Here is a 21,270-nt window from a genome sequence, read left to right on the forward strand (position 1 = left end):
AAGCTGCATCCTCCTGCATCAGAGTGGCTTAACTCTTTGGCGCTTTGTTGCCGGATCGGTTTCGGCTTGTTCTTGGTTTCGGTTTTGCGTCTCCCCAAGGGCTTTTACTTCGGGCGTGACTGCTGCCTGTCGATTTTTGTCCGTCTTTATGATCCGTTCTTGGCTTCTTCGGTTTTTTGGGCTTTTTCGGTTTCTTTGGACGAAGGTTTAACCTGGATTCCGGTAAAGCGTGAATCGGGTCGAAATCATCAATGATCTCGCGATCCAGAAGTTTACCGATCAAAGTTTCAATGTCGGTCAGTAGTTTAAATTCATCTGCAGCCACAAGTGATATTGCTTGACCTACGGCACCGGCTCGGCCGGTTCTGCCAATTCGGTGTACGTAATCTTCGGCAACGTTTGGTAAATCAAAGTTGACTACTTGAGGCAATTGATCAATGTCCAGACCTCGGGCTGCAATGTCGGTTGCGACCAATGCTTGAATCTCACCGCTTTTAAAATCGGCCAAAGCCCTTGTTCTGGCGCCCTGACTTTTATTGCCGTGAATGGCTGCGGCTTTGATTTTGTTGTTTTCCAGGTGCTTGGTTAACTTGTTGGCACCGTGTTTGGTTTTACAAAACACCAAGACCTGATACCAGCTGTTTTCCTGAATCAACTGGGTTAAAAGCGCAGGCTTTTGCTTCTTATCGACCGGATGAATCCACTGCTTTACGGTCGTTGCGGTGGTATTACGTGGGGTAACGGAAATTTCGACCGGATTGTTTACTAAACCTTTGGCCAGCGTTCTGATTTCATCAGAAAATGTTGCGGAGAACATAAGGTTTTGGCGCTGTTTGGGAAGCAAAGATAATATTTTCTTGATGTCATGAATGAAGCCCATATCCAGCATACGGTCGGCTTCGTCCAGAATAAGCACTTCAAGGTGGTCAAACTTCATTGCATTTTGGTTATACAAATCCAGTAAACGACCGGGAGTGGCCACCAGAATGTCCGCACCTTTGCGTAACTTCATCATCTGTGGGTTTATTTTTACGCCCCCGAACACCACAGCCGATTTTAACGGCAGGTTTTTCCCGTAAATAGCGACACTCTCCGCGACCTGTGCTGCCAATTCGCGTGTGGGGGTCAGAACCAGTGCTCTGACCTGGTTGCTTCCTGCAAGTCTACCTTTGCTGAGGTTCTCCAGTAGAGGAAGCGTAAACCCTGCGGTTTTCCCTGTGCCTGTTTGTGCTGCCGCCATCACATCTTTACCTTGGATGACTGCAGGTATTGCTTGTTCCTGAATCGGTGAAGGTGTTTTGTAACCTTGTTCAGTTACGGCGTCTACAATTGGGGCAGAAAGGCCCAGTGAAGCAAAACTCATAGGTAAATCTCATATCGTGGTTTAGTCCGCAAGATTTGCGGCCGTGCAGCTTACCTGAACTTGGTCGGAAGTGCTATCAATATGAACCCAGGTTGCTTAAGCACAGGATAGTCTTAAATCCCATGTTTAGTTCATAAAAAAGTATTGACCCTTTGAGCTGGATGGAATTTGTGCGTTGCGACATTCGCCCGAGTGTTTATAAGTCGGGTTCTCTCCTCATGACAACCGGTCAATTCTGCCTATATTAACCATAAGAGAGATTGTGATGGAGGAGCAAATATGGAAGTTTTGGTTTTAGGATTCATTTGCGTATTAGTGGGCGTGGCTGCCATTCGTTATGTGGATCTATCCACTGCGCTTAAAGAAGATGAAGCGTTCGCCTGGAGTATTTTGGGTGGCCCGGCAGGGTATTCGTTTTCTGACTTTGGAGTGACATTAGGGCTGTTCAGCTGGTTGTTGAATCAAGGGTATGATCATACAGACAGTGACCGTGTACGAGAGGAAGCCAGGAAAGCCGTAAAAAGAGCCCGCTTTTCAAAATATGCTTTATTAATCGGGGTGACTCTGATTTCCGTCGGTTTTCCTTTGGCTTTGCTGAATGCGGCTTAACTCAAATAGTGGATTTCTACGGTGATTTTGTATCTGTTATCCAGTCACCAGCGGCTTGAATGGGAATAGGGTTGCTTTGATCTGCAACCCAAACCACGAGTGCTGTTTTCTTCGCGTTAAATTGTGAAATGCTTGGTACGGTTAAATCGGCAATGGCGGTTGTGTTGACTGTCATCATGGGTTTTTCTGTATGAGCCAATACCACAAAATCATGAATCAATTCCTTGCCTCTGTTTTCACCTCGTTTGATGTAAGTGGCTAAGTTGAAGCCTAATACCGCTACATTGACGGTCAGAGACTGCCGGATCTGGCTGGCAGCCCGGTAGTTGACTGACACTAAATCATCTTTCAATGTCGCAGTGATCAGGCCTGGGGCGTTTTGTTCGGTTAAAGGTAAGGCCTGACGATAAAACCAGCCATTCCAGGCTTGGCCGTTCAGAATGAAGCCGGGGGTCGCTACGGTTTTGGAAAGCCCGAGTCGTTTGAAATTTCTTTGTCTGGTAGAAAATTTATCGGAGGCGAACGGGTCTTTCCATCCGAGGTAATCCCAGTAGTCTACGTGGAAATTTAAAGGGATAAATTCATTCCAAAGCCTTGAGTTGTTTTCAAATTGAGTTAACCAGTCTTCGGCAGGCGGACAGCTGCTGCATCCCTGAGAGGTGTAAACTTCCAGCAAATTTACTTTGGTGGAAGGGCTTTTAATTTCCTGAGACAGCACGCTTGTTGGCGCTGCCAAGGCAGAGCACAACGTAATAATGGGAAAAATGCGGTTGAATACGCAAAATAGCACACGAAATCTCATAGCCATTAACCTCGGGATGTTTGTTATGAGATAACTATATTGTAGTCTTCATCGGTGAGTATCACGCTCAAATAAAGGAAGTCTCACAAAACGGTCACGAACGAAGGGCCATGATTATTGCGATCAAAGGTTGGAACAAGAGACGAATAAAGGTGCTCTAATAAGAAGAGAGTATTGTTAAAAGGTGAGGGCGATGAAAACGGTGGTTTTTATCGGATTGGTCGTGGTTTCTGCGAGTGCCTTTGGATTTTGCTTCTTTTGTGTGTGATCTACCTTTAACTTAGAAGCAAAATAAATAAACGCAAAGCCAGGCCGGGTTTTAAATGACTGAATGATGAGTGTTCGCCCGTCAGGTAGGGTTCTGTTTTGAAAATTTAATGAAGGAGTTTAATTCACTCACTTAAAGGCGCTAAGGTAACGAAATGAACAATATGGATATGTTTCGGAAGCAAAATCAATCGGAATTCAGTGATGCTTTTTTTAAGGAAGCGGAAGGGCTTAGGTTACTGGAGAAAACGTTATCTGACGCAAATGTGTCTTCTCTTAAAATTCCTGAAGTATACTCGGTGAACAGCGCTGAGCTGTCCCTGCAAAAAATACAGTGTAAGCAAGCGGATCAAACACAAATGGTGAGCTTGGGTGAGAGCCTGGCTTCCATGCATAAAATCCAATTCGATCGTTACGGGTTCAAGCACGATAACTGCATTGGTCTCAGTCTTCAGCCGAATGTGCTGTCGGATCAATGGGGGGCGTTTTTTGTTGAATATCGCTTGGCTTACCAGGTTTCTAAAGTGCAGAATCGCAGCATTCGAAGCCAGTTTGAACAAGTACTCACAGATCATCGGACCAAACTTGAGTTATTTTTGACGCAACAGTGCGAACATCCCAGTTTGTTGCATGGCGATTTGTGGTCTGGAAATGTGTTGTTTGATTCAGAGGCTGTTTGGTTGATAGATCCGGCGGTGTACTTTGGTGATCGGGAGGCGGACTTGGCGATGACAGAAATGTTTGGTGGCTTTACTCCGGAGTTCTATCGGAGTTATGACAGTGTGTATCCCAGAAGTACTTCGTATTCCCAAAAAGCCATCATTTACAACCTCTATCATTACCTTAACCACTATAACCTGTTTGGTGACAGTTATTTGTTGCCTTGTCAGCAGGGCTTTGATTGCATTAAAAATTTGTAGTGCAGAAGATTAAGTGGGTATTTTGCTGATAGCCGTTCGCAATGCCTCCACCAGTTGATGAATTTGTTGTTCATTAATGATCAACGGCGGTGATAGAGCAAGGGTATCGCCAATGCCCCTCACTAAGGTGTTTTGCTGCCAATAGCAATCCAGAAATACCTGCTTACCTCGTTGGCCAGGTTGATCTCCAGGATGAAGTTCTACTGCACCAATCAGACCGATGTTCCGAATGTCTTTTACGGCTTTCAGGTCTGACAGAGAGTGTAAACCTTCTTGCCAGCAGTGCTCTAATGCTAAGGCTTGTTCAAAGAGACCTTCGTGTTGATAAATATCCAGTGTGGCCAGGGCCACAGCCGAGGCTACCGGGTGGCCTGAATAAGTATAACCGTGGAATAGTTCGATGCTCGATTCCGGCCCATTCATAAAGGCCTGATGAATTTTGTTATGGGCAAATACAGCCCCCATAGGAATAGCGCCGTTGGTTAAGCCTTTGGCGGTGGTCAGAAGATCGGGCGTGACCTGAAAACGATTCGCTGCAAAAGGTTTGCCTATGCGTCCGAAACCGGTAATCACTTCATCAAAAATTAACAAAATATCGTGTTGGCGGGTAATTTCCCGTAAGCGTTCCAAATAACCTTGTGGCGGAATAAAAACACCGCCAGCGCCCACGACTGGCTCAACAATGACCGCAGCAATGTTATCTGCACTATGAAGCGCTATCAGAGATTCCAGTTCATCGGCTAATTCGGCCCCTTTGGCTGGCTGGCCTTTGGTAAATTCACTGCCTTTGATCCATGTGTGTTGCAGGTGGTCTACACCGGGAATCAAACAGTTGAAGTCTTTGCGGTTGGAACCGAGGCCTCCGACGGAAATACCACCCAGGTTGGTTCCGTGGTAACCTTTTTCCCGGCCAATGAACTTGGTTTTACTGCCGTTGCCATTTAATCTGTGATAAGCCACTGCAATTTTCAGCGCGGTTTCTACCGACTCTGAGCCGGAGTTGGTGAAGAAAACATGGTCCAACCCTTCCGGGGTATGCTGGATAAGCCGCTCGGCAAGTTGAAATGGGCGAGGGTGGCCCATTTGAAAGGCGGATGCGAAGTCCAGTTCTTTGAGTTGGTCATACGCGGCTTTGGCAATTTCTTCCCGGCCATGACCTGCATTGACGCACCATAAGCCTGCGGTGCCATCCAGAATTTTTCGGCCATCGTCGGACGTAAAGTGCATACCTTGTGCCGAGGTCAGCATTCTGGGGGCCGACTTAAACTCTCTGTTGGAGGTGAACGGCATCCAGAAAGCGTCGAGTTCATTCCAAGGCATAATAGGTGTCTCATTCTGTATCAACGAAATAATAGACAGTTTGAGGAAGATATATTTCAAGGATATGTCGGTTTCAATGGTATACCTTTGCATTTGAGTCAGACTGCTTGTTCAGAGCGTCGATAAGGTAGTATTTTTGATGAAAACAATGTTGTTCACGATTTTTTCGTTGATTGCTTTTGCGGGAAATTCGGTGCTTTGTCGGCTGGCTTTGGCTGAGAATGAAATTGACGCAGGCAGTTTTACGGTTATCCGGTTGATTTCAGGCACTGTCATGTTATGTCTTTGTATTGTACTGGCCAATCGCAGTGCTGGATTGAGACAAATACCGACTCAAGGTTCCTGGACTGGTTCAGCACTGTTGTTTGTGTATGCTCTTAGTTTTTCTTACGCTTACATTACTCTGGATACGGGCACTGGCGCGTTGATTTTGTTTGGTGCTGTTCAAATATTCATGGTGTTATTTCATACTGTCACGGGCCACAGAATTCTTCGCTTAGAATTATTGGGGATGGTATGTGCGATGTCCGGTTTTGTATATTTGATGTTGCCAGACGCTTCGTCGCCGTCGCTAAATGGCTTCCTGTTGATGCTCATATCCGGGCTTGCCTGGGCGGGATATACGTTAAAGGGGCGGAATTCTTCTGAGCCTTTGCAGGACACGGCCGGTAACTTTTTCAGAACGATACCGTTTGTGCTCCTACTTTTGATGTTTTCAATGGAATACGCTGAATTCACGATCAAAGGTGTTGTATTGGCTGTGTTGTCGGGAGCACTTGCATCCGGCCTTGGATACGCCGTTTGGTATCGGGCGTTGGAGCATTTGGGTGTGTTGCAGGCTGCCGTGTTGCAGCTATTGGTGCCTGTAATTGCAGCAATTGGTGGCGTTTTGTTTGCAGATGAAGCGATCACGCTTAGGTTAACTTACGCTTCGGTTCTGGTGTTAGGGGGGATTGTGCTGGTGATAGTTGCACGAAAAGTAGATGGTTTAGTCAAAAAATAACTGGGATTGAGCTGAACCATTGGGCAGAGCTTAGGTCATATTGGTTTTATTACCAAGAGGAACACGATATGGACAAAATTCGCACGATCCTTTTCATCATCGCAGCCATTATTCTGAGCGGCTGCCAGAGCTTATCCGCAACACCTGAGTTGCAAGACAAAGAACGGCAGGCGCCGAAGGCCCAAGACCAATCTTCGGCTTCTGGCATTGAATCGAAAGACCCGCTTGCTGAGCTGGTGAATACTTATTGGAAGTTAACGCATTTGGACGGCTTTCCCGTAGAGATGAAAGAAGGTCAAACCAGGGAGGCCCATTTACAGTTGATGCTGAAAGGTAACAAGGTGAGAGGCTTTGGAGCCTGTAATAATTTTGCCGGGAGTTTTATTCTGAATAACAGTGTTTTAAATGACAATTTTTCAAACGGTAATGAATTATCTTTTGGTCCATTAATGTCGACACGCAAGTTTTGTCATTCTGTGATGGACATCGAAACTGGCTTTTTACAAGCGCTTCGGGATACCGCATATTATTCAATTACGAAAGAGAAACTGACGTTGTTTTCCGAATCAAAAGAGCCATTGGCTGATTTTCAGGCCATTTATTTTTAATGACCACTCAATATAACTACACAACCATTGCTGCGTGGTCTTTAGCAATATCCAAAGCCCTGAAAGCAGCGGGTGTTGAGCCGGAGCCTTTATTGGCTTCGGTGGGTTTGGCTCTGGGGCAACTCACTGAATCTCCGGAAGACAGAATCCCGATTGAACACATGACCCGTCTTTGGGAGGTTGCTGAGAATGCGACAAACAACCCTGCTTTTGGGTTGGACGTTGCGAAGCAAGTGACGCCGATGCACTTCAGGTCACTTGGGCTACTGTTTATTTCCTGCAACACATTGGCACAGGCGTTTCAGAAGCTGGCGGATTATTATACTTTGGTCAGTGATTCCGGTTTGATCCGGCTCGACAGACGGCCAGATCAAATTGGTTTTATTATCGAACCTTTAAAAGGTGTTGAGGTCAGTCCGCTTGCAATTGATGCCTTTTTTGCGACGGTACTTCAGCTGTCGAACCAATTTGTTGCACAAAGTGGGCTGGTGGTGAGTGTGTCTTTAAAACGGTCTAAACCTAAGCCCTCCAAGCCCTGGGCAAACTTTTTTAATTGTCCGGTTCAGTTTGAGCATGAAGTAAATTGCTTATGGTTACATCGGGGATTATTGGAAAACACCTCTATTCTCGGCGATCCGCAATCAGCGGCCCAGAATGAGGCCGTGGTACGTAATTATCTGACAGCGATGAATGCGTTAAGCTGGAGTGAACGGGTCAAGCGTGCTATTCACTCCGTCTTGCTGTCTGGAGAGTCAAACCTTTCCACGGTTGCCTCTGTTTTTAATCTCAGCGATCGTACTTTAAGTCGTTATTTAAAAGAGGAAGGAACCTCGTTCAGGCAGTTGTTACAAGAAAAACAAAACGAACTTGCTCATTATTATTTAATCAAAACAGCACTGCCAGTGAATGAGATAGCTCATAAATTGGGGTTTTCGGATACCAGCAACTTTAACCGCGCTTTTCTGCGTTGGAACCAATGTCGGCCACTTGAATACCGTTCTCGCCAGCAATAATTACCGAGCTTCGCCTTGTTGTCATACTTTTCAGAATTTGTCAGCTTCGTGTGTTTGGCGGAAAATGACCATTCGTTGTTTCCATTCCTACTTTAAGATGTTGTCACTCAACCATGATTTTTTGAAGTGGAGACGCATTTTGAAGTCCTGTTTATTAACGCTAAAAATATCCGTTGTTGCTGCCAGTTTGATGCTGGGTCTAAGTGGCTGTGATGTTCATCAAGACACCACGCCTGGGTCTGGTCAAAAGGGGACGATGGCAACAGACACTAACTCAGTCGATAGCTACGGCTTTACCCCGGCCACCCAGTTCACAATTAATGCAAATCAGCGGGTACGTGATGCGTTGCCGTTTGAAGATCAAACCGACTTTGAAGAATCCGATCGAGGCTTTATTGCAACCATTCCTAGTTTGAAAGTCTTGGACAACAATGGAAAAACCGCTTGGGATACTGCTGCCTATCAATTTATTGAAGGGGAGGCTCCTGCCACCGTAAATCCAAGTTTATGGCGTCAGGCCACACTCAATAATAAACATGGCCTTTATAAAATCGGAGAGGGTATTTATCAGGTTCGTGGTTATGACTTAGCGAACATGACTGTGATAGAAGGGGATAACGGCTGGCTTGTGGTTGACCCGTTGACGACGGCGGAAACGGCGTCGGCTGCCATGGCGTTTGTGAATGAACAACTGGGCTCAAAACCGGTGAAGGCCTTGTTGTTTACTCATAGCCATATTGACCATTTTGGTGGCGCTCTGGGCATTTTGACTAAAGAGCAGGCGGCGTCAGGTGAAATCCCCATCATTGCACCTTCGGGATTTATGGAGGAGGCAACCAGCGAGAATATTATCGCAGGCATGGCGATGGGACGGCGGGCCATGTATATGTATGGTAAGCGTCTTCCCAGGTCTGTTCGTGGTCATATAGGGTCAGGGTTAGGGAAAGAGCCAGCGTATGGTGCTTTTGGTATTCTGGAACCTAATACATTGATTGAAAAAACGGGTCAGTCGCTGACTCTTGATGGTATCCGTTTTGAGTTTCAGGTGGTTTCTGGAACCGAGGCACCGGCCGAGTTTACTTTCTTTTTACCTGAAAAAAATGCCTTTGGTGGTGCTGAGTTGGTTTCCCGAACCATGCATAACTTATACACCTTGCGCGGCACAAAGGTAAGGGATGCGCTCAAATGGAGTGCTTCTATTGATGAAGCCATTGATTTACTCGGGAGTACCGACTTGTATTTTGGTAGTCATCACTGGCCGATATGGGGCACTGAAAACATTATTCAGTTTCTTGAAAATCAAAGGGATATGTATAAATACATTCATGATCAATCGGTGCGTATGTTGAATCAGGGGCTCACATCCTCAGAAATTGCCGAACAACTTGCACTGCCGCCTGCGCTTGAACAGTCTTTTTCTAATCGCGGTTATTATGGAACAACCAAGCATAATGCTAAGGCCGTATATCAGGCTTATCTAGGTTGGTATGACGCAAACCCTGCGAACCTGAACCCTTTGCCACCAGAGACGTCTTCAGTGAAATATGTGAAGTTAATGGGAGGCAGTAACGCGGTGTTGGCGAATGCTCAAAACGCATTTGACCAAGGGGAATACCGGTGGGTCGCGGAATTATTGAATCATCTGGTGTTTGCGGAACCTGAAAATATGAAAGCCAAATCTCTGTTGGCAAATACTTACGATCAGTTAGGTTATCAATCGGAGTCTGGCCCTTGGCGTGACGTATATTTAACTGCGGCCTATGAATTAAGGCACGGTGGCCCCGATGCCGGTGTTGATATTGCTATGATGAAAGGTGTGTTAGAGCATACGCCTATTGAGAACTTTTTGCAGTCGATGGCTGTTCGACTTAAAGGGCCGGATGCCATAGGCGAAGAATATCTGATTAACTTTACCTTTACCGACCGCAATGAAAATTATGTGGTACGGGTTGAAAATGGGGTTTTGCATCATCGTAAAGCAGAAGTGAATGCTCAAGCCAACGCCACACTTAAGCTCACTTATGATTTGTTTATAAAAATGGCGATTGGCGAGGCGGGTATTAAAGATACCTTATTTTCTGATGATTTATCGGTGGAAGGCAGTACCTTGGATTTGATTGGTTTTTTCCGTTTGCTGGATAAACCGAAAGGCACCTTTAACGTTGTAACACCTTGAACCCGGATGTGATATCGGCCTATTTCGATTTTTTAGTTCTAAGGTCGAGCGGTAACGTGATGTTAAAACAAATACCACCATAAGGGGAATCAAGGCATTCGATTGTGCCGCCCAGGGCTTGGGTGACGAGGTTATAGATAATATTTAGGCCAAGTCCCAGGCCACCCTGATTTCTTCGGGTGGTAAAAAAGGGTTCGAAAATTCGTTGACGGTCTTCTTCGTGAATGCCTCTGCCATCATCGGATACAGCAATGTTTAAACTGCGTTCTGTGTTGTTTACTTCCACATTAAGGTAGATGCGGCCTGTATCCCCTTCGTTAAAGGCATGGGTGGCCGCATTATCTATGAGCGATTGCAGCACTTTTTGTAATGAGGTTGCAAAGGTTTCTAAGGTGACGGTGCGCCGACATGTGACGGTGAGACTGATGTTGGGGGTCAGCCTGCTCCTTGCCCAGGAAGAAAATTCGTCTAAGAAGCTGGCGATATCAATTTCTGTTAAGGTCTCGCATTCTTGACTCACCGACAACTCTTTGAACGTTTCTATCAGACCTGTGATTCGGTCAATATTACTTTCGCTCATGTGAGTAAGAGCCATGATGTCGTCCAGCGCTGAGTTAAGACTGTTTTTACTCAACTGATTGTTTTTAACGTCGGTTTTGATGGTGTCTACAAAGTCGGAGATGGCACTGATGGATGTTTTGCATATGCCGATAGGGGTGTTTAGCTCGTGTGCCAAACCGACCACCATACCGCCTGTGGCAAGCATTTTTTCGCGTATAACGAGCTGCTTTTGTGTTTCCTGAAGCTGACCTATCATGGCATTGACGTTATCCAGAGCAACGGATAATTCAGAGTTGGTTTGTCTTAACTCTGTGGTTCTTTCATTGACTTTATTTTCAAGCTCGACATTAAGTTCCGCCAGTTTTGCCCGGTCTTCAATTAACTGTTGTTCGATGACTACCCGGTGTTCGAGTTCTTTTTTGAGGTTATTGCTCATTAGGTTCAGAGAATCTGTGACCACCTGCAGTTCGTCATTTTGGCGCTGTCGTTTAAGTTCTAGTGTTTTATCCAGCGATTCAAACGTCAGATCCCTAGCAAAACGAGCCATTTTATGGAGGTGTTTGGTGATCATCTGATGAACGATGATGAGAATAAACAGCGATACAATGAAGGTCTTAAAGAATTGAGTGATCAGAATGCTGATGGTTTTTTCAAGTAAGCGGTCGTATAAATACCCATAGTTAACCTGAATGAACAAAGTGCCGATGTTTCTGCCTTCGTAAATAAGTTCATAGTCAATTAGCTCGGAATAAGCTTGTTTTTCCGGATTGCCGTGAGCCATCTTCTCACCACCTTTGAGGACAACATACACGTAATCGTTTTCCGGGTAGTTCAATAGCCCCTGAAGTTTCAGCTCGACGCCAGGAAGGTCAAACTCCCAAAGATCCAGGCTCAGTTGTTTTAAATAGACCTCCTGAATACGCTTTTGGTGCTCCTGAATAATGGAGACGTCTCGTTTATAGTCCAGTAATAAAATAATAACGGTAGCGAACAGAGTAACTACGGTACTGAACGCCAGAATTGTGATCAGTAGGCGACGACCAAGCAGGGAGGGTATGGCTTGCTGAATACCGAACAAATTGGCTACCTCAACCTTTGCTTCGAGTGACTGGATTGTTCATCACGTAATACATAGGAACCTTGTGCTAAGTTTTTGTGTTTCTCATTGTTATTTCTTCAATCTCTAAAGAATTTTAGGCTAAGAATAAGGTTTTTGCCTTACACGCCTGTTTCTTAATCTTTGTTTATCCTAAGGTTCCAGAAATTCTTCAATATCAATTTCATCTCTTTGGGTGGGTGTTAAGTGCTTTTGAGCGTATTCTGCGTATGCCCCTGAGTTTAGAAATAGTTCAAATAAGTCTTTATCTATGTGGCCGTCTTTCACCATGAAACGCATTATTTTGAGTGCACTGCCCAGCGATTTAGGGTCTTTGTAGGGTCGGTCGCTGGCCGTCAGTGCTTCAAAGATATCCGCGATGGCCATGATTCTGGCCGGGATAGACATGTCCTGTCGGGTCAGTTTTCTTGGGTAACCAGTTCCGTTGATTTTTTCGTGATGGCTGCCTGCGATTTCTGGCACGTTTTTAAGATGTTTAGGAAACGGCAGTTTCTCTAACATGATGATGGTCTGGACGATATGGTCGTTGATGATAAAGCGTTCTTCTGTCGTTAATGTGCCATTGGCAATACTCAGGTTATAAATTTCGCCCAGGTTGAGTTCATGTTCGGGCACTTGCATATCAAACCCCCAAGGGTTGTCTTTACTGAATGACTTGTTACTTTCTCTGGCTATCAGGTGTTCAGGCTTGTCCGACAGAATGTTTTCAGTGACAGGAAGTACTTCCTCCTGGTTCTGCATGCGTTTACGTTCCTCCCAGGCCAACCCCACTTGGTTGCTGAGCGTTCGTTGCCAGGTTCTTTCTGCAATTTGGTTTAAGCGGGCTTGTTCTTCTTGTTTGATTGGGTTGTCGCCGGAGTTACAATGCGCGATGAAGTAAAAATCATCATTTAACTGTTGAATGTTGTTGTGAAAAGTCTCTGCTAGGGCGTTTAGTTGTTCATCGCTTGTTGTGTTTTGTTCGAGGAGGTTGAGTTTATTTGCCAGAAAAGCGATTTCTTCATCGCGCTTCAATACTTCAAACCGTGTCCGTATTTCGTGTATTCGGTTGTATAAAGTTTCGAGTCTGGTGGATTTATCCACGACATGTTCTGGGGTTGTGACTTTTCCGCAGTCGTGTAACCAACTGGCGATGTGCAGTTCTTCCCATTCTTTGGCGTTCATTGAGAAGTCTTTGAACGGGATTTCGTTTGAGTCGCAAGCAGCCTGTGCCAGAAGTTTGGCCAGTTCGGGTACTCTTTGACAGTGTCCGCCAGTGTAAGGGGATTTAGCATCAATTGCGCCAGCTATTAGCTTGATGAAAGACTCAAGCAGCGCTTTTTGCTCGATATAGAGTTGATTCTTTTCGAGTGATTCTGCGCAAAACCCAGACAATATTTCCGCAAAACCGATTTTATTACTGTTGGATAACAGGTTGTCGGATAAGACGTTGTTAGACAAAACGTTGTCGGGTGCAACGTCGAAAGTGAGTAATAACATCCCGATGACGTTCTTTTTCCGATCCAGTAGCGGGATAGCTACAACGTTCGCGGTCGTGAGTTCACTGTCTAATAACAAATCATCTAAATGCGAAACTTTTGAACCCGTGGTGATTTCATGAAGCTGTTGTTGTGTTTCCTTGTTGTGAATGGCGGTTTGAATAAAGTCGGGGAGTTGATCGAGCCGGTATTTTTTTAACGGCCCTTTGTTCAGAATGGTTTGGTGCTCTGAACTGAAACTGGCTTGGTTCAGGGTTTGTTTTTGCTCATCAAATAAATACAGAGTGACCGACTTGGCGGTAGACGCCTTTCTGGTTTCAGCGGTAACAATGTTCAGCAGTCGCTCATGATCTTTTTCGCTGGTGACTGACGATATGAGCGTTAAAAACTGGTTGATGGTGGACTTCATGGAGTTAATGGATTTTGACAGGTAGTCAATCTCTAAAACAAACGAACGGGTGTTCGGCGATTCCCTGAAATCAAGCTCCTTAATGGATGTGGTTTCTTTGGTTAAATCAATCAGGGGTTTAGCAACCCGGTTTGCCAATAACCAGGTCATTGGCAGAGATAATAACAATATGATGGCTGCGATCAGGGTGGACGAATTTCGAATTTCGATCGCTTCCGCAAGCAGCTCATTTTTGGGCGAGACGATGGTCAGCGCAATGTTTCCGGCACTGAGCTTCATAGGAATGGTCGTGCCAATCCAGGATTGGCCTTGAAAATCGTAGCTGTGATTGTTCGGTGAGGGGGTAGTCAGAAAGTAATTGACCACGGGCTTATTGAGTTGGTCTGCGTGTATTCGTTCTGGTGTGCCGCTGGAAAGATCAACGATAAGATCCCGGTCTCTGTGTGCAACAATTTGATGGCTTTTATCTGTCATTACGATGGTGGAAGAGGGGGTGATGTAATGCTTGGATAAGGTGTCGCTCAGCTGTTCCAGCGTGATATCCGCAGCAACCACGGCACCTGATTGTTGGTTCTGATACGATAGTGTGACGCCAAGTTTGCCGATGAAAAAGAATAAATAGGGCGGTGTTGTCACCAATTGTTCACTATTGACCGCTTCTAAAAACCACGGTCGGCCCCGAGGGTCATAGTCGGTAGGTATTTGGGTTTCTTCACTGATAACGTCGCCTGACTGGCTGAGAAAAGTTCGCTCAATGACGCCGTCACTGGGGTGATAGTCAATATGGTCAACCATGTAAGAGGATTGTGGCGGGGCATCAAATTTGCTGACCATATAATCGCTGCTGATGGCCCGAACAATAAAGTAATCCCCGTCGGGATAACCCACTTCAATGGCGGCAATTTGAGTGCTGGTTCGAAGCATGGAGACCATCATCGGGATCTTCCTGAATCGGGCCTCTTTGGTGGTGAGTAAAGGAAGGTCGGTATTCGCTATTAATTGTACGTTTGAAGCCGCAGGCAGGTACGTGGCTTTGAAGTCCAGGCTCACTTCGGTGGCTATTTGCCGGAACATTTTGTCTGATGCGCTGATCAACAGGTCGGAAATTTTAAGGTAATTAAACCAGGCCAGCACACCGCCAACGGCAAAAATTAACGAGATGAACAGCGTGGTGATGTGAATTTTGATCGAGAAGCGTTTATGCAGCATAACGAGTATGGGGAGCTTCTGAACAAGGCGTGTCGTTCAGAGCGTTCAGACGCCCCCTTGAGTTCCTTTCATTCGACATACTATTGAAAGTAAACCATAAGACTCGTTTAGGAAAGTTGGCTTGGTTATTCTACGAGATAGAAGTCATCTTTTGAGGCAGAACAGTCCGGGCAGGTCCAATCATCCGGTACATCCTGCCAAAGCGTGCCGGCAGGTATCCCCTCATCAGGCCAGCCAAGAGCTTCGTCGTAGGTTAAATCACAGGTCAGGCAGTTATATTTTTTATAATTCATGTCTGTTCTCATTATTTAGTGTTGGTTTTGGACGATTCCACAGGTATAAAATCCGGTTTCTCGCGCACAAAACAATCTGGGCAGGGAAAGCTGTCCGGGATAGAAGCCCAAACTGTTCCCGCCGGATAGCCTTCGTGTTCACAGCCCTCTGTTTCATCGTAGATGTAGCCGCAATCCGGGCACTGGTATCTGGACATAACAAGCTCCTCTCTTTTAAGCCGTGACTTCTGGCTGGTGGTATCGATGGAACATTTTCTCTTTATGAGCCGGGTCGATATTTACTTTGGACATATCCCCATCCGCCCAGTTAACCACTCTGCGGTCCATAACAAATCGCCAAGCGGGAGGAAACATCGCCAAAGCCATCATTGCCGGGTATCCGTGCGGTAACTGTGGCGCTTCAGGGTAATCCCGTAAAACCTGATAGGCTCGGGTTGGGTGAGCGTGGTGATCAGAATGTCGTTGTAAGTGCAAAGTTAATAGATTTGTCGCTTTAAAATTGTTGTTCCAAGAGTGTTTAGGCTGACAACGTTCATAGCGGCCGTTATCTAGCTTCTGACGTAATAAGCCGTAATGTTCAATGTAATTGGCAAGCGTCAATTGAAACCAGCCATAAAATGCTGTGATGATTAGAAAGGGTAAGGCCATGATCCCGAATAATGCGGTCATGAGGCCGTAAGCCACGATCGTCACCATCATGGATTGCAGCAGTTCATTTTTTGGTGAAAAGAAAGACAGGTTGAGTCGTTTGAGTCTTTGAGCTTCCAGCTCCCAACCTCGGTGGGCTGCGCCAGGTATTTCTCGGATTGCAAACTTGTAAAGCGACTCACCCATTCTTGAAGAGGCAGGGTCTTCTGGTGTTGCGACGTCTTTGTGGTGGCCTTTGTTGTGCTCAATATTGAAGTGCGCATAGCCACAGCAGGCAGAGCATATTTGAGCGGCAATGACCTGGCCCTTGTCTTTAATTTTATGACCAAGTTCATGACTCATCGTTAAACCTACTGCGTGCAGTGAACCCACACTCAACAAGGCACCTAAAATTTCATACCAGGCCCATTGATATTGGGTCACTACGTAAGTGGTTGCGATGAGCGCTGCCCACTGGCCTGCGGTAGCCAGGTATAAAATTCGTTTGTAATAGGATGAATTCGAGTTGAGCTCTTTTTCTTCTTCCTCTGTCGGGTTGTAAGGGTCCTCTCCTACGATGGTATCGACAACAGGAATAATCACGTAGAACACAACGACAAGGCTCCAAAGCCAACCGCCATTGCCGGTGTATGCCGCCAAGCCAGCGGATGCCAGCATCAGTGCCGGTACAATGAATGTGATCATGTACCAGTATTTTTTAGCTTTTGACCACCTTTCTTCTTTGAGCTCTGTTTCTAACGTTGGTTGTTTATTCATTGTCTGTGACATTTTATCTCTCCGTCATAACGACTTGATGTTATTTTGTGTTGGATTGTCTGACAATCTATCAAAATAAATGTATTTTTAAACCCTAACTTTAGTTAGGTTGTCGTTCTTCGAATCAAATATTTACAAAGCCTGCTTTTGTTCTTCAGTATAGGATATCTTTGTAGAATTGTTGGACAATAGTGTGGTGGGAAGTGAAAAGAGTGCCTTTGATAAGACACTCAGGAAAGGACAGGGTTGTTAGTTTACTGAACTTTAGTTGCTATTTAGTCGCCTACTCTTGCAAACCTTGGCTGAGGTTTTCCATCGACTTCTACCGTTTCTGTAAACATTGAAAGAGGGCGCACCCAATAGCCGTGCTCTCCATACAATGCTTGGTAGAATACTAACCATTCTTCAGTTTCACTGTGTTGTGCTGTACCAAATACACGGTATTGAGGGCCTTTATAGTGTGCATACAGGCCGGGTTCGATTTTGTGGTGGCCTTCCAGCTGAATAGGGGCGGTCATAGGAGAATCCTGCTTAGTTCATTACGATGGCCAAGCATTGTAAATAATGTAGATTGTATTAGCGATTCCGGTGAATAGAAATTGGGAGAGTTTACGTACTAGCCTGTTATAATCTCGTTCCAAACAGTGTTCCGGTAAATGTGCTCTCAAGGAAGAATGGATGACACCCGCCATCAACGTCGCTAAAAAAGCCAAAGTGGCATTTAATATACATCAATACACCCATGATGCGTCTGCTGATTCTTACGGTACTGAAGCTGCCGAGAAGCTAGCGGTGGCAGAGTCTCGTGTCTTTAAAACGTTATTGGCCAAAACAGACAAACAAGAACTGGTTGTGGCGGTTTTACCTGTCAGCCATAAACTGAACCTTAAAAGTTGTGCGTCGGCGGTGAAAGCAAAAAAAGCAGTGATGGCTGATGTGGTTGAGGCTGAGCGTGCAACCGGTTATGTGGTTGGTGGGATCAGCCCTTTGGGTCAGAAAAAACGTTTGAAAATGGTCATAGATCAAACGGCAAAAGATTTTGAAACTATTTATGTAAGTGCGGGCAAGCGAGGGCTTGAAATTGAACTTTCTGCTCTGGATTTGGCATCACTAACCGGAGCCAGGTTCGCTGATATTCTGGCGTCTTAAAAAGAGATTTAATATGGATATTTTGTCTGATTATTTAAGTGCGGTGAAAGAATTTTTACCCTTCATTGTTGGTACCGCTTTTGTATGCGCCACATTATTTTTGAGTAACTGGTTTTTTCTGGGAAAGCGTTTAAAACTGGGGGCAGAGGCCAAACTGCCCCGACAGTTACTGATGTTAACTTTGACGATCAGTGGTTTCCTGACCATTATTTTGCTGTTGCCTATGTCTGAATCTACTCGTGGTCAAGTACTCAGCTTGCTGGGTGTTGTGTTTACGGGTGTCATTGCATTGTCTTCAACCACCTTTGTTGCTAATGCCATGTCTGGTTTACTTTTACGTTTAATCAACAGTTATAAACCGGGTGATTTTATTCGTATTGGTGACAGTTTCGGGCGAGTAACTGAACGTGGTTTATTCCATACCGAAATTCAGACCGAAGATAGGGACTTAACGACGTTTCCTAATTTATATTTGGTGACTAACTCGGTAACTGTAGTTCATAGTTCTGGCACGATCATTACGGTTGAACTGTCTCTGGGATATGATGTTTCAACCAGTAAGGTAGAACCGCTGCTTCAAAAAGCAGCGACAGACACAGGTTTAACCGACCCGTTTGTGTTGGTTACTTCGCTTGGTGATTTTTCAGTGGGTTATCGTGTAGCGGGTTTTCTGACGGATGTAGGCCAGTTGGTGACGGTACGGTCACTGCTTCGTAAAAACGTTATTTCCACGTTGCATGGTGAAGGCATTGAAATTGTTTCTCCTGGCTTTATGAACCAAAGAGCCCTTAATCCGGCTGAAAAGGTTATGCCTAAGCGGAAAGACAAGTCTGAATCGAAAGATGACCTGGTAGCAACACCTGAGACATTAATGTTTGATAAAGCCGAAGGCCTGTCCGAACTGGAGCGACTAAGGCAATTAAGAAGCGACATGAGTGCCAATGTGGAATCTTTGGAACAGCTGAAAACTAAGATCACAGACGGTGATGAACTCGAGAAACTGGATAATCAAATCAATACCATCAAGCTGGAAATAGAGACCACTCAGGCCTCTATTGATATAGCGAAAGCAAAAGCGAAAGAGAATAAATAATGGCAAGATCAAAAAACACCAAGTTGGTATTTTCTACGGAATTTGGCCGAGCATGCCCCGAGTGTGGTAATCCTGTAGACCAGTGTATCTGTAAAGAAGACACGGGCATTCCAGAAGGCGACGGCATTGTGCGGATAAGTCGTGAGACGAAGGGACGTAAAGGCAAAGGTGTTACATTGGTTACCGGTATTCCGCTTGCGCTTGATGACTTAAAAAAGCTGGCGAAAGAACTGAAACAAAAATGCGGAACGGGCGGCTCCCTGAAAGACCGTGTTGTGGAGATTCAGGGAGATCAGCGAGATTTATTGGTCGAGCTTTTAAAGGTCAAAGGCTTCCAGGTTAAGAAATCGGGTGGTTGAATAAACCTGTTTTCAGAAGTTGTTGCAGTCAGGCACTATGCCTGACCGTTCATTAAAACTTATTCCTAATCAGTCCCTTAATGGTGAATCGTGTGGGGCTGAGAGAATCAACCAACGGTTGAGGGAAGGGCAGAGGCTCTTCGTTGATGATGGCGCAAAGCAAATCGGTGCAAAGGGGGATCGTTGTTAGCCCTTTAGATCCATGACCGAGATTAGCGTATAAGCCTGTGTGGTACTTTCCTGGATCGGTGTATTTCCAGTTTTTGTCTTTTCTCAGCTTTTGGTATTGCTCAATCATAGCCGGATGATCGTTGATTTGACCTACAACGGGCAATCGGTCGTTGGTGATGCATCTTACCGCTGCTCGTCCGTCAAACTCTTCGGTAGCAACTTGGTCCAGTGGCGTAAAGTCGTCGCTGATTTGTTTCAGTTTCTCCAGATTCTTTTCTACATCTTCTGTTCGGTATTCCGTGTTGGTGTCTTTCAAATCAAAGGTTGCCCCAAAATTCAAATAACCTTCATCTGTTGGTGTTACGTAAGCGTCAGAGCAAATCACAACATTGGGTGAGGGTATATCCATTTTTTGATCAGAAAGCAGGCCATTTGATTTAAGCACTTTGGAGGAAAGTCGTGATACCTGACCTCGGATGGGGGTGAGGTTCAAGTGTTGTGTCTGGCTGAACTGATCGCTTTCCCACGCTGAAGCTAGCACGACGATGTCGGAAGTATATTGGTTGGTCTCAGTGGTAATGACCCATTGGCTATTTTGGTGGAAAAGGTCTGTTACTTTTTGATTGCATTGCGTGAGAATGTTCTCGTGCTGCAATAGCATATGACAGGCTTTTACTGGGTTAACCCAGCCTGAGTCAGGATAAAATAGCGCCGCTTGTTGGATATTCAAACCGGATACTTCAGACGCTTGTTCCGGTGTTTGCCATGCCATTAAGTCACTGCCGGGGTTATTTTCAAGGACGGCCTTTAACCGGGTTTCATCTTCGGGTGTTTGGGCAAGTTGTAACAGGCCGGTCTGTTTCCAAATGGTCTCGTTTTGAATCTCAGAAAAATGATGTCTGTAATGCTGAACTGCATATTGGAAAGAAGAAAGGTAAAAACCGTCTTCCTTGGTTTCTTTGCTTGCGGGCTTGGTGTATATCACGCCTTGAAAATTGCCTGATGCACCAGACGCTATTTGGGCCTCTTGTTCAAGCACGGTAACCTTCCAGCCTTTTTTGGCCAAAGCATGGGCTGTGTGTGCGCCGGACAAACCTGCGCCTATGATAGTTGCCGTTCGTGCCTGGGTCTCATTTTGTTGGCTTTTTTGAACCTTGTTCCAAACTTGTGTGTTGGCCGAAAGGGATTGATGGTTAACAGTGCGATGAGGGATTTTTTCTGGAACGGCACAGCCATAAATCATTTCTCGTTTTACGCCAAAGCCGACGTCTTTAACCACAGTGAATCCGTGCTCAGCGAGCAGGTCTCTTACGACCCTGGCAGCGGTGAACGTAGCATAGGTGGTTTCTGTATGGCTGAGGCGCTGTACTTGAGTAAATAAGGCGGGAGACCAAATGTCTGGGTTTTTGGCTGGGGCGAACCCATCCAGAAACCATGCGTCCACTTTTGCAGCAATCTGAGCGAAAGAATCGGCTGCGTCGCCAAACGCCAGAAGCAAAGATATATTTTTGTTGATGATGACCTTTTGAAAACCAGCGCACATCTTGGGGTAGTTTTCCGTGAGAGGGGCTGCCCAAGGGGTTAATTCTGGCCAGGTCTTCATGGCTCTTTCAATGTCACCATGCGTTAGCGGGTATTTTTCAGTGCTGATGAATTCAAGCTTATGGGGCGTGTTTGCCAGATATTTGTCCCACATTTGACACACCGCCAGAAAGTTCAGGCCGGTTCCAAAACCGGTCTCAGCAATGACAAATGCTTTAGGTTGCTGTTCGTGCGCTAAGAGTGCGAAACGTTCTTCCAGCCTGTTATGTTCTAAAAAAATATAGCGGGTTTCATCCAACCCCCCGTCTGTTGAAAAATAGACGTCGTCAAATTGCAAAGAACATGGGGTGCCGGATTCGTACCATTTTACATCAGCGTGTTTCATCGGGTGACTGCTTGAATTG

19 protein-coding genes are annotated in these 21,270 nt (G+C 45.5%); 9 read left to right on the top strand and 10 right to left on the bottom strand.

The window, feature by feature from the left end; all coding sequences use genetic code 11:
- Positions 1-28: 28 nt before the first annotated feature.
- Positions 29-1,363: a DEAD/DEAH box helicase gene (locus ABD744_RS05590; protein WP_344796291.1), complete on the bottom strand. Its 1,335-nt coding sequence runs from the start codon at positions 1,361-1,363 to the stop codon at positions 29-31.
- Between the two features lie 279 nt (positions 1,364-1,642).
- Here ABD744_RS05590 and ABD744_RS05595 point away from each other — a divergent pair, with 279 nt between their 5' ends.
- On the top strand, positions 1,643-1,972 hold the full coding sequence (locus ABD744_RS05595) for a hypothetical protein (RefSeq protein ID WP_344796293.1): 330 nt from the start codon (positions 1,643-1,645) through the stop codon (positions 1,970-1,972).
- Between the two features lie 16 nt (positions 1,973-1,988).
- On the opposite strand, the gene ABD744_RS05600 is transcribed toward ABD744_RS05595, so the two are convergent.
- Positions 1,989-2,774 (bottom strand): DUF1223 domain-containing protein, encoded by a 786-nt coding sequence (locus ABD744_RS05600; protein WP_344796295.1) that lies wholly within the window; start codon positions 2,772-2,774, stop codon positions 1,989-1,991.
- 422 nt (positions 2,775-3,196) lie between these two features.
- Between ABD744_RS05600 and ABD744_RS05605 the strand changes: the two genes are divergently transcribed.
- Complete coding sequence (locus ABD744_RS05605) at positions 3,197-3,961, top strand: fructosamine kinase family protein (protein ID WP_344796297.1); 765 nt, start codon at positions 3,197-3,199, stop codon at positions 3,959-3,961.
- Positions 3,962-3,970: 9 nt separating this feature from the next.
- Here the strand turns inward: ABD744_RS05605 and aptA are convergent, their stop codons facing one another.
- Positions 3,971-5,281: an omega-aminotransferase AptA gene (gene aptA, locus ABD744_RS05610; RefSeq protein ID WP_344796299.1), complete on the bottom strand. Its 1,311-nt coding sequence runs from the start codon at positions 5,279-5,281 to the stop codon at positions 3,971-3,973.
- Positions 5,282-5,420: 139 nt separating this feature from the next.
- On the opposite strand from aptA, the gene ABD744_RS05615 reads away from it, so the two are divergent.
- The 4 genes from ABD744_RS05615 (at position 5,421) to ABD744_RS05630 (ending at position 10,081) form a co-directional block, all read left to right on the top strand.
- Positions 5,421-6,284 carry a DMT family transporter gene (locus tag ABD744_RS05615; RefSeq protein WP_344796301.1) on the top strand — a complete coding sequence of 288 codons (864 nt, stop codon included), beginning with the start codon at positions 5,421-5,423 and terminating at the stop codon, positions 6,282-6,284.
- 68 nt (positions 6,285-6,352) lie between these two features.
- A complete protein-coding gene (locus tag ABD744_RS05620) occupies positions 6,353-6,892 on the top strand; it encodes an META domain-containing protein (RefSeq protein ID WP_344796303.1) in 540 nt (179 codons plus the stop codon).
- The gene (locus ABD744_RS05625; protein ID WP_344796305.1) at positions 6,892-7,905 is read left to right on the top strand and encodes an AraC family transcriptional regulator; all 1,014 of its coding nucleotides are present in this window, start codon (positions 6,892-6,894) and stop codon (positions 7,903-7,905) included. Before ABD744_RS05620 ends, ABD744_RS05625 begins: the two co-directional genes overlap by 1 nt.
- Positions 7,906-8,044: 139 nt before the next feature.
- Positions 8,045-10,081, top strand: a complete 2,037-nt coding sequence (locus ABD744_RS05630; protein WP_344796307.1) for an alkyl/aryl-sulfatase — start codon at positions 8,045-8,047, stop codon at positions 10,079-10,081.
- 19 nt (positions 10,082-10,100) lie between these two features.
- Here ABD744_RS05630 and ABD744_RS05635 read toward each other — a convergent pair whose 3' ends face one another.
- From ABD744_RS05635 to ABD744_RS05660, 6 genes are all read right to left on the bottom strand, one after another.
- Positions 10,101-11,720 (bottom strand): sensor histidine kinase, encoded by a 1,620-nt coding sequence (locus ABD744_RS05635; RefSeq protein WP_344796309.1) that lies wholly within the window; start codon positions 11,718-11,720, stop codon positions 10,101-10,103.
- Between the two features lie 171 nt (positions 11,721-11,891).
- Complete coding sequence (locus tag ABD744_RS05640; protein WP_344796311.1) at positions 11,892-14,855, bottom strand: HD domain-containing phosphohydrolase; 2,964 nt, start codon at positions 14,853-14,855, stop codon at positions 11,892-11,894.
- 125 nt (positions 14,856-14,980) lie between these two features.
- Positions 14,981-15,148: a rubredoxin gene (locus ABD744_RS05645; RefSeq protein WP_344796313.1), complete on the bottom strand. Its 168-nt coding sequence runs from the start codon at positions 15,146-15,148 to the stop codon at positions 14,981-14,983.
- An 11-nt stretch (positions 15,149-15,159) separates the two neighbouring features.
- Complete coding sequence (locus ABD744_RS05650; RefSeq protein WP_344796315.1) at positions 15,160-15,345, bottom strand: rubredoxin; 186 nt, start codon at positions 15,343-15,345, stop codon at positions 15,160-15,162.
- A gap of 16 nt (positions 15,346-15,361) precedes the next feature.
- Positions 15,362-16,564, bottom strand: coding sequence for an alkane 1-monooxygenase (locus ABD744_RS05655; protein ID WP_344796317.1), 1,203 nt, complete (start codon positions 16,562-16,564; stop codon positions 15,362-15,364).
- Between the two features lie 263 nt (positions 16,565-16,827).
- The gene (locus ABD744_RS05660; RefSeq protein WP_344796319.1) at positions 16,828-17,070 is read right to left on the bottom strand and encodes a DUF1653 domain-containing protein; all 243 of its coding nucleotides are present in this window, start codon (positions 17,068-17,070) and stop codon (positions 16,828-16,830) included.
- A 160-nt stretch (positions 17,071-17,230) separates the two neighbouring features.
- Here ABD744_RS05660 and ybaK point away from each other — a divergent pair, with 160 nt between their 5' ends.
- The 3 genes from ybaK to ABD744_RS05675 are packed head-to-tail and all read left to right on the top strand — an operon-like array spanning position 17,231 to position 19,153.
- Positions 17,231-17,701 (top strand): Cys-tRNA(Pro) deacylase, encoded by a 471-nt coding sequence (ybaK, locus tag ABD744_RS05665; protein WP_344796321.1) that lies wholly within the window; start codon positions 17,231-17,233, stop codon positions 17,699-17,701.
- Between the two features lie 13 nt (positions 17,702-17,714).
- A complete protein-coding gene (locus tag ABD744_RS05670; RefSeq protein ID WP_344796324.1) occupies positions 17,715-18,794 on the top strand; it encodes a mechanosensitive ion channel family protein in 1,080 nt (359 codons plus the stop codon).
- Positions 18,794-19,153, top strand: a complete 360-nt coding sequence (locus tag ABD744_RS05675; RefSeq protein WP_344796326.1) for a translation initiation factor Sui1 — start codon at positions 18,794-18,796, stop codon at positions 19,151-19,153. The genes ABD744_RS05670 and ABD744_RS05675 overlap by 1 nt, the downstream gene beginning before the upstream one ends.
- Positions 19,154-19,205: 52 nt before the next feature.
- On the opposite strand, the gene mnmC is transcribed toward ABD744_RS05675, so the two are convergent.
- On the bottom strand, positions 19,206-21,251 hold the full coding sequence (mnmC, locus tag ABD744_RS05680) for a bifunctional tRNA (5-methylaminomethyl-2-thiouridine)(34)-methyltransferase MnmC2/FAD-dependent 5-carboxymethylaminomethyl-2-thiouridine(34) oxidoreductase MnmC1 (protein WP_344796328.1): 2,046 nt from the start codon (positions 21,249-21,251) through the stop codon (positions 19,206-19,208).
- Between the last annotated feature and the right edge of the window lie 19 nt (positions 21,252-21,270).

Origin of the sequence: Litoribacillus peritrichatus (genome assembly GCF_039537985.1) — a bacterium.
Taxonomy (GTDB): domain Bacteria; phylum Pseudomonadota; class Gammaproteobacteria; order Pseudomonadales; family Litoribrevibacteraceae; genus Litoribacillus; species Litoribacillus peritrichatus.

Bases quoted from the DNA above. Each gene is read 5' to 3' on its own strand.
- ABD744_RS05590 (WP_344796291.1), bottom strand. From the start codon at position 1,363: ATGAGTTTTGCTTCACTGGGCCTTTCTGCCCCAATTGTAGACGCCGTA.
- ABD744_RS05595 (WP_344796293.1), top strand. From the start codon at position 1,643: ATGGAAGTTTTGGTTTTAGGATTCATTTGCGTATTAGTGGGCGTGGCT.
- ABD744_RS05600 (WP_344796295.1), bottom strand. From the start codon at position 2,774: ATGAGATTTCGTGTGCTATTTTGCGTATTCAACCGCATTTTTCCCATT.
- ABD744_RS05605 (WP_344796297.1), top strand. From the start codon at position 3,197: ATGAACAATATGGATATGTTTCGGAAGCAAAATCAATCGGAATTCAGT.
- aptA (WP_344796299.1), bottom strand. From the start codon at position 5,281: ATGCCTTGGAATGAACTCGACGCTTTCTGGATGCCGTTCACCTCCAAC.
- ABD744_RS05615 (WP_344796301.1), top strand. From the start codon at position 5,421: ATGAAAACAATGTTGTTCACGATTTTTTCGTTGATTGCTTTTGCGGGA.
- ABD744_RS05620 (WP_344796303.1), top strand. From the start codon at position 6,353: ATGGACAAAATTCGCACGATCCTTTTCATCATCGCAGCCATTATTCTG.
- ABD744_RS05625 (WP_344796305.1), top strand. From the start codon at position 6,892: ATGACCACTCAATATAACTACACAACCATTGCTGCGTGGTCTTTAGCA.
- ABD744_RS05640 (WP_344796311.1), bottom strand. From the start codon at position 14,855: ATGCTGCATAAACGCTTCTCGATCAAAATTCACATCACCACGCTGTTC.
- ABD744_RS05645 (WP_344796313.1), bottom strand. From the start codon at position 15,148: ATGAATTATAAAAAATATAACTGCCTGACCTGTGATTTAACCTACGAC.
- ABD744_RS05650 (WP_344796315.1), bottom strand. From the start codon at position 15,345: ATGTCCAGATACCAGTGCCCGGATTGCGGCTACATCTACGATGAAACA.
- ABD744_RS05655 (WP_344796317.1), bottom strand. From the start codon at position 16,564: ATGTCACAGACAATGAATAAACAACCAACGTTAGAAACAGAGCTCAAA.
- ABD744_RS05660 (WP_344796319.1), bottom strand. From the start codon at position 17,070: ATGACCGCCCCTATTCAGCTGGAAGGCCACCACAAAATCGAACCCGGC.
- ybaK (WP_344796321.1), top strand. From the start codon at position 17,231: ATGACACCCGCCATCAACGTCGCTAAAAAAGCCAAAGTGGCATTTAAT.
- ABD744_RS05670 (WP_344796324.1), top strand. From the start codon at position 17,715: ATGGATATTTTGTCTGATTATTTAAGTGCGGTGAAAGAATTTTTACCC.
- ABD744_RS05675 (WP_344796326.1), top strand. From the start codon at position 18,794: ATGGCAAGATCAAAAAACACCAAGTTGGTATTTTCTACGGAATTTGGC.
- mnmC (WP_344796328.1), bottom strand. From the start codon at position 21,251: ATGAAACACGCTGATGTAAAATGGTACGAATCCGGCACCCCATGTTCT.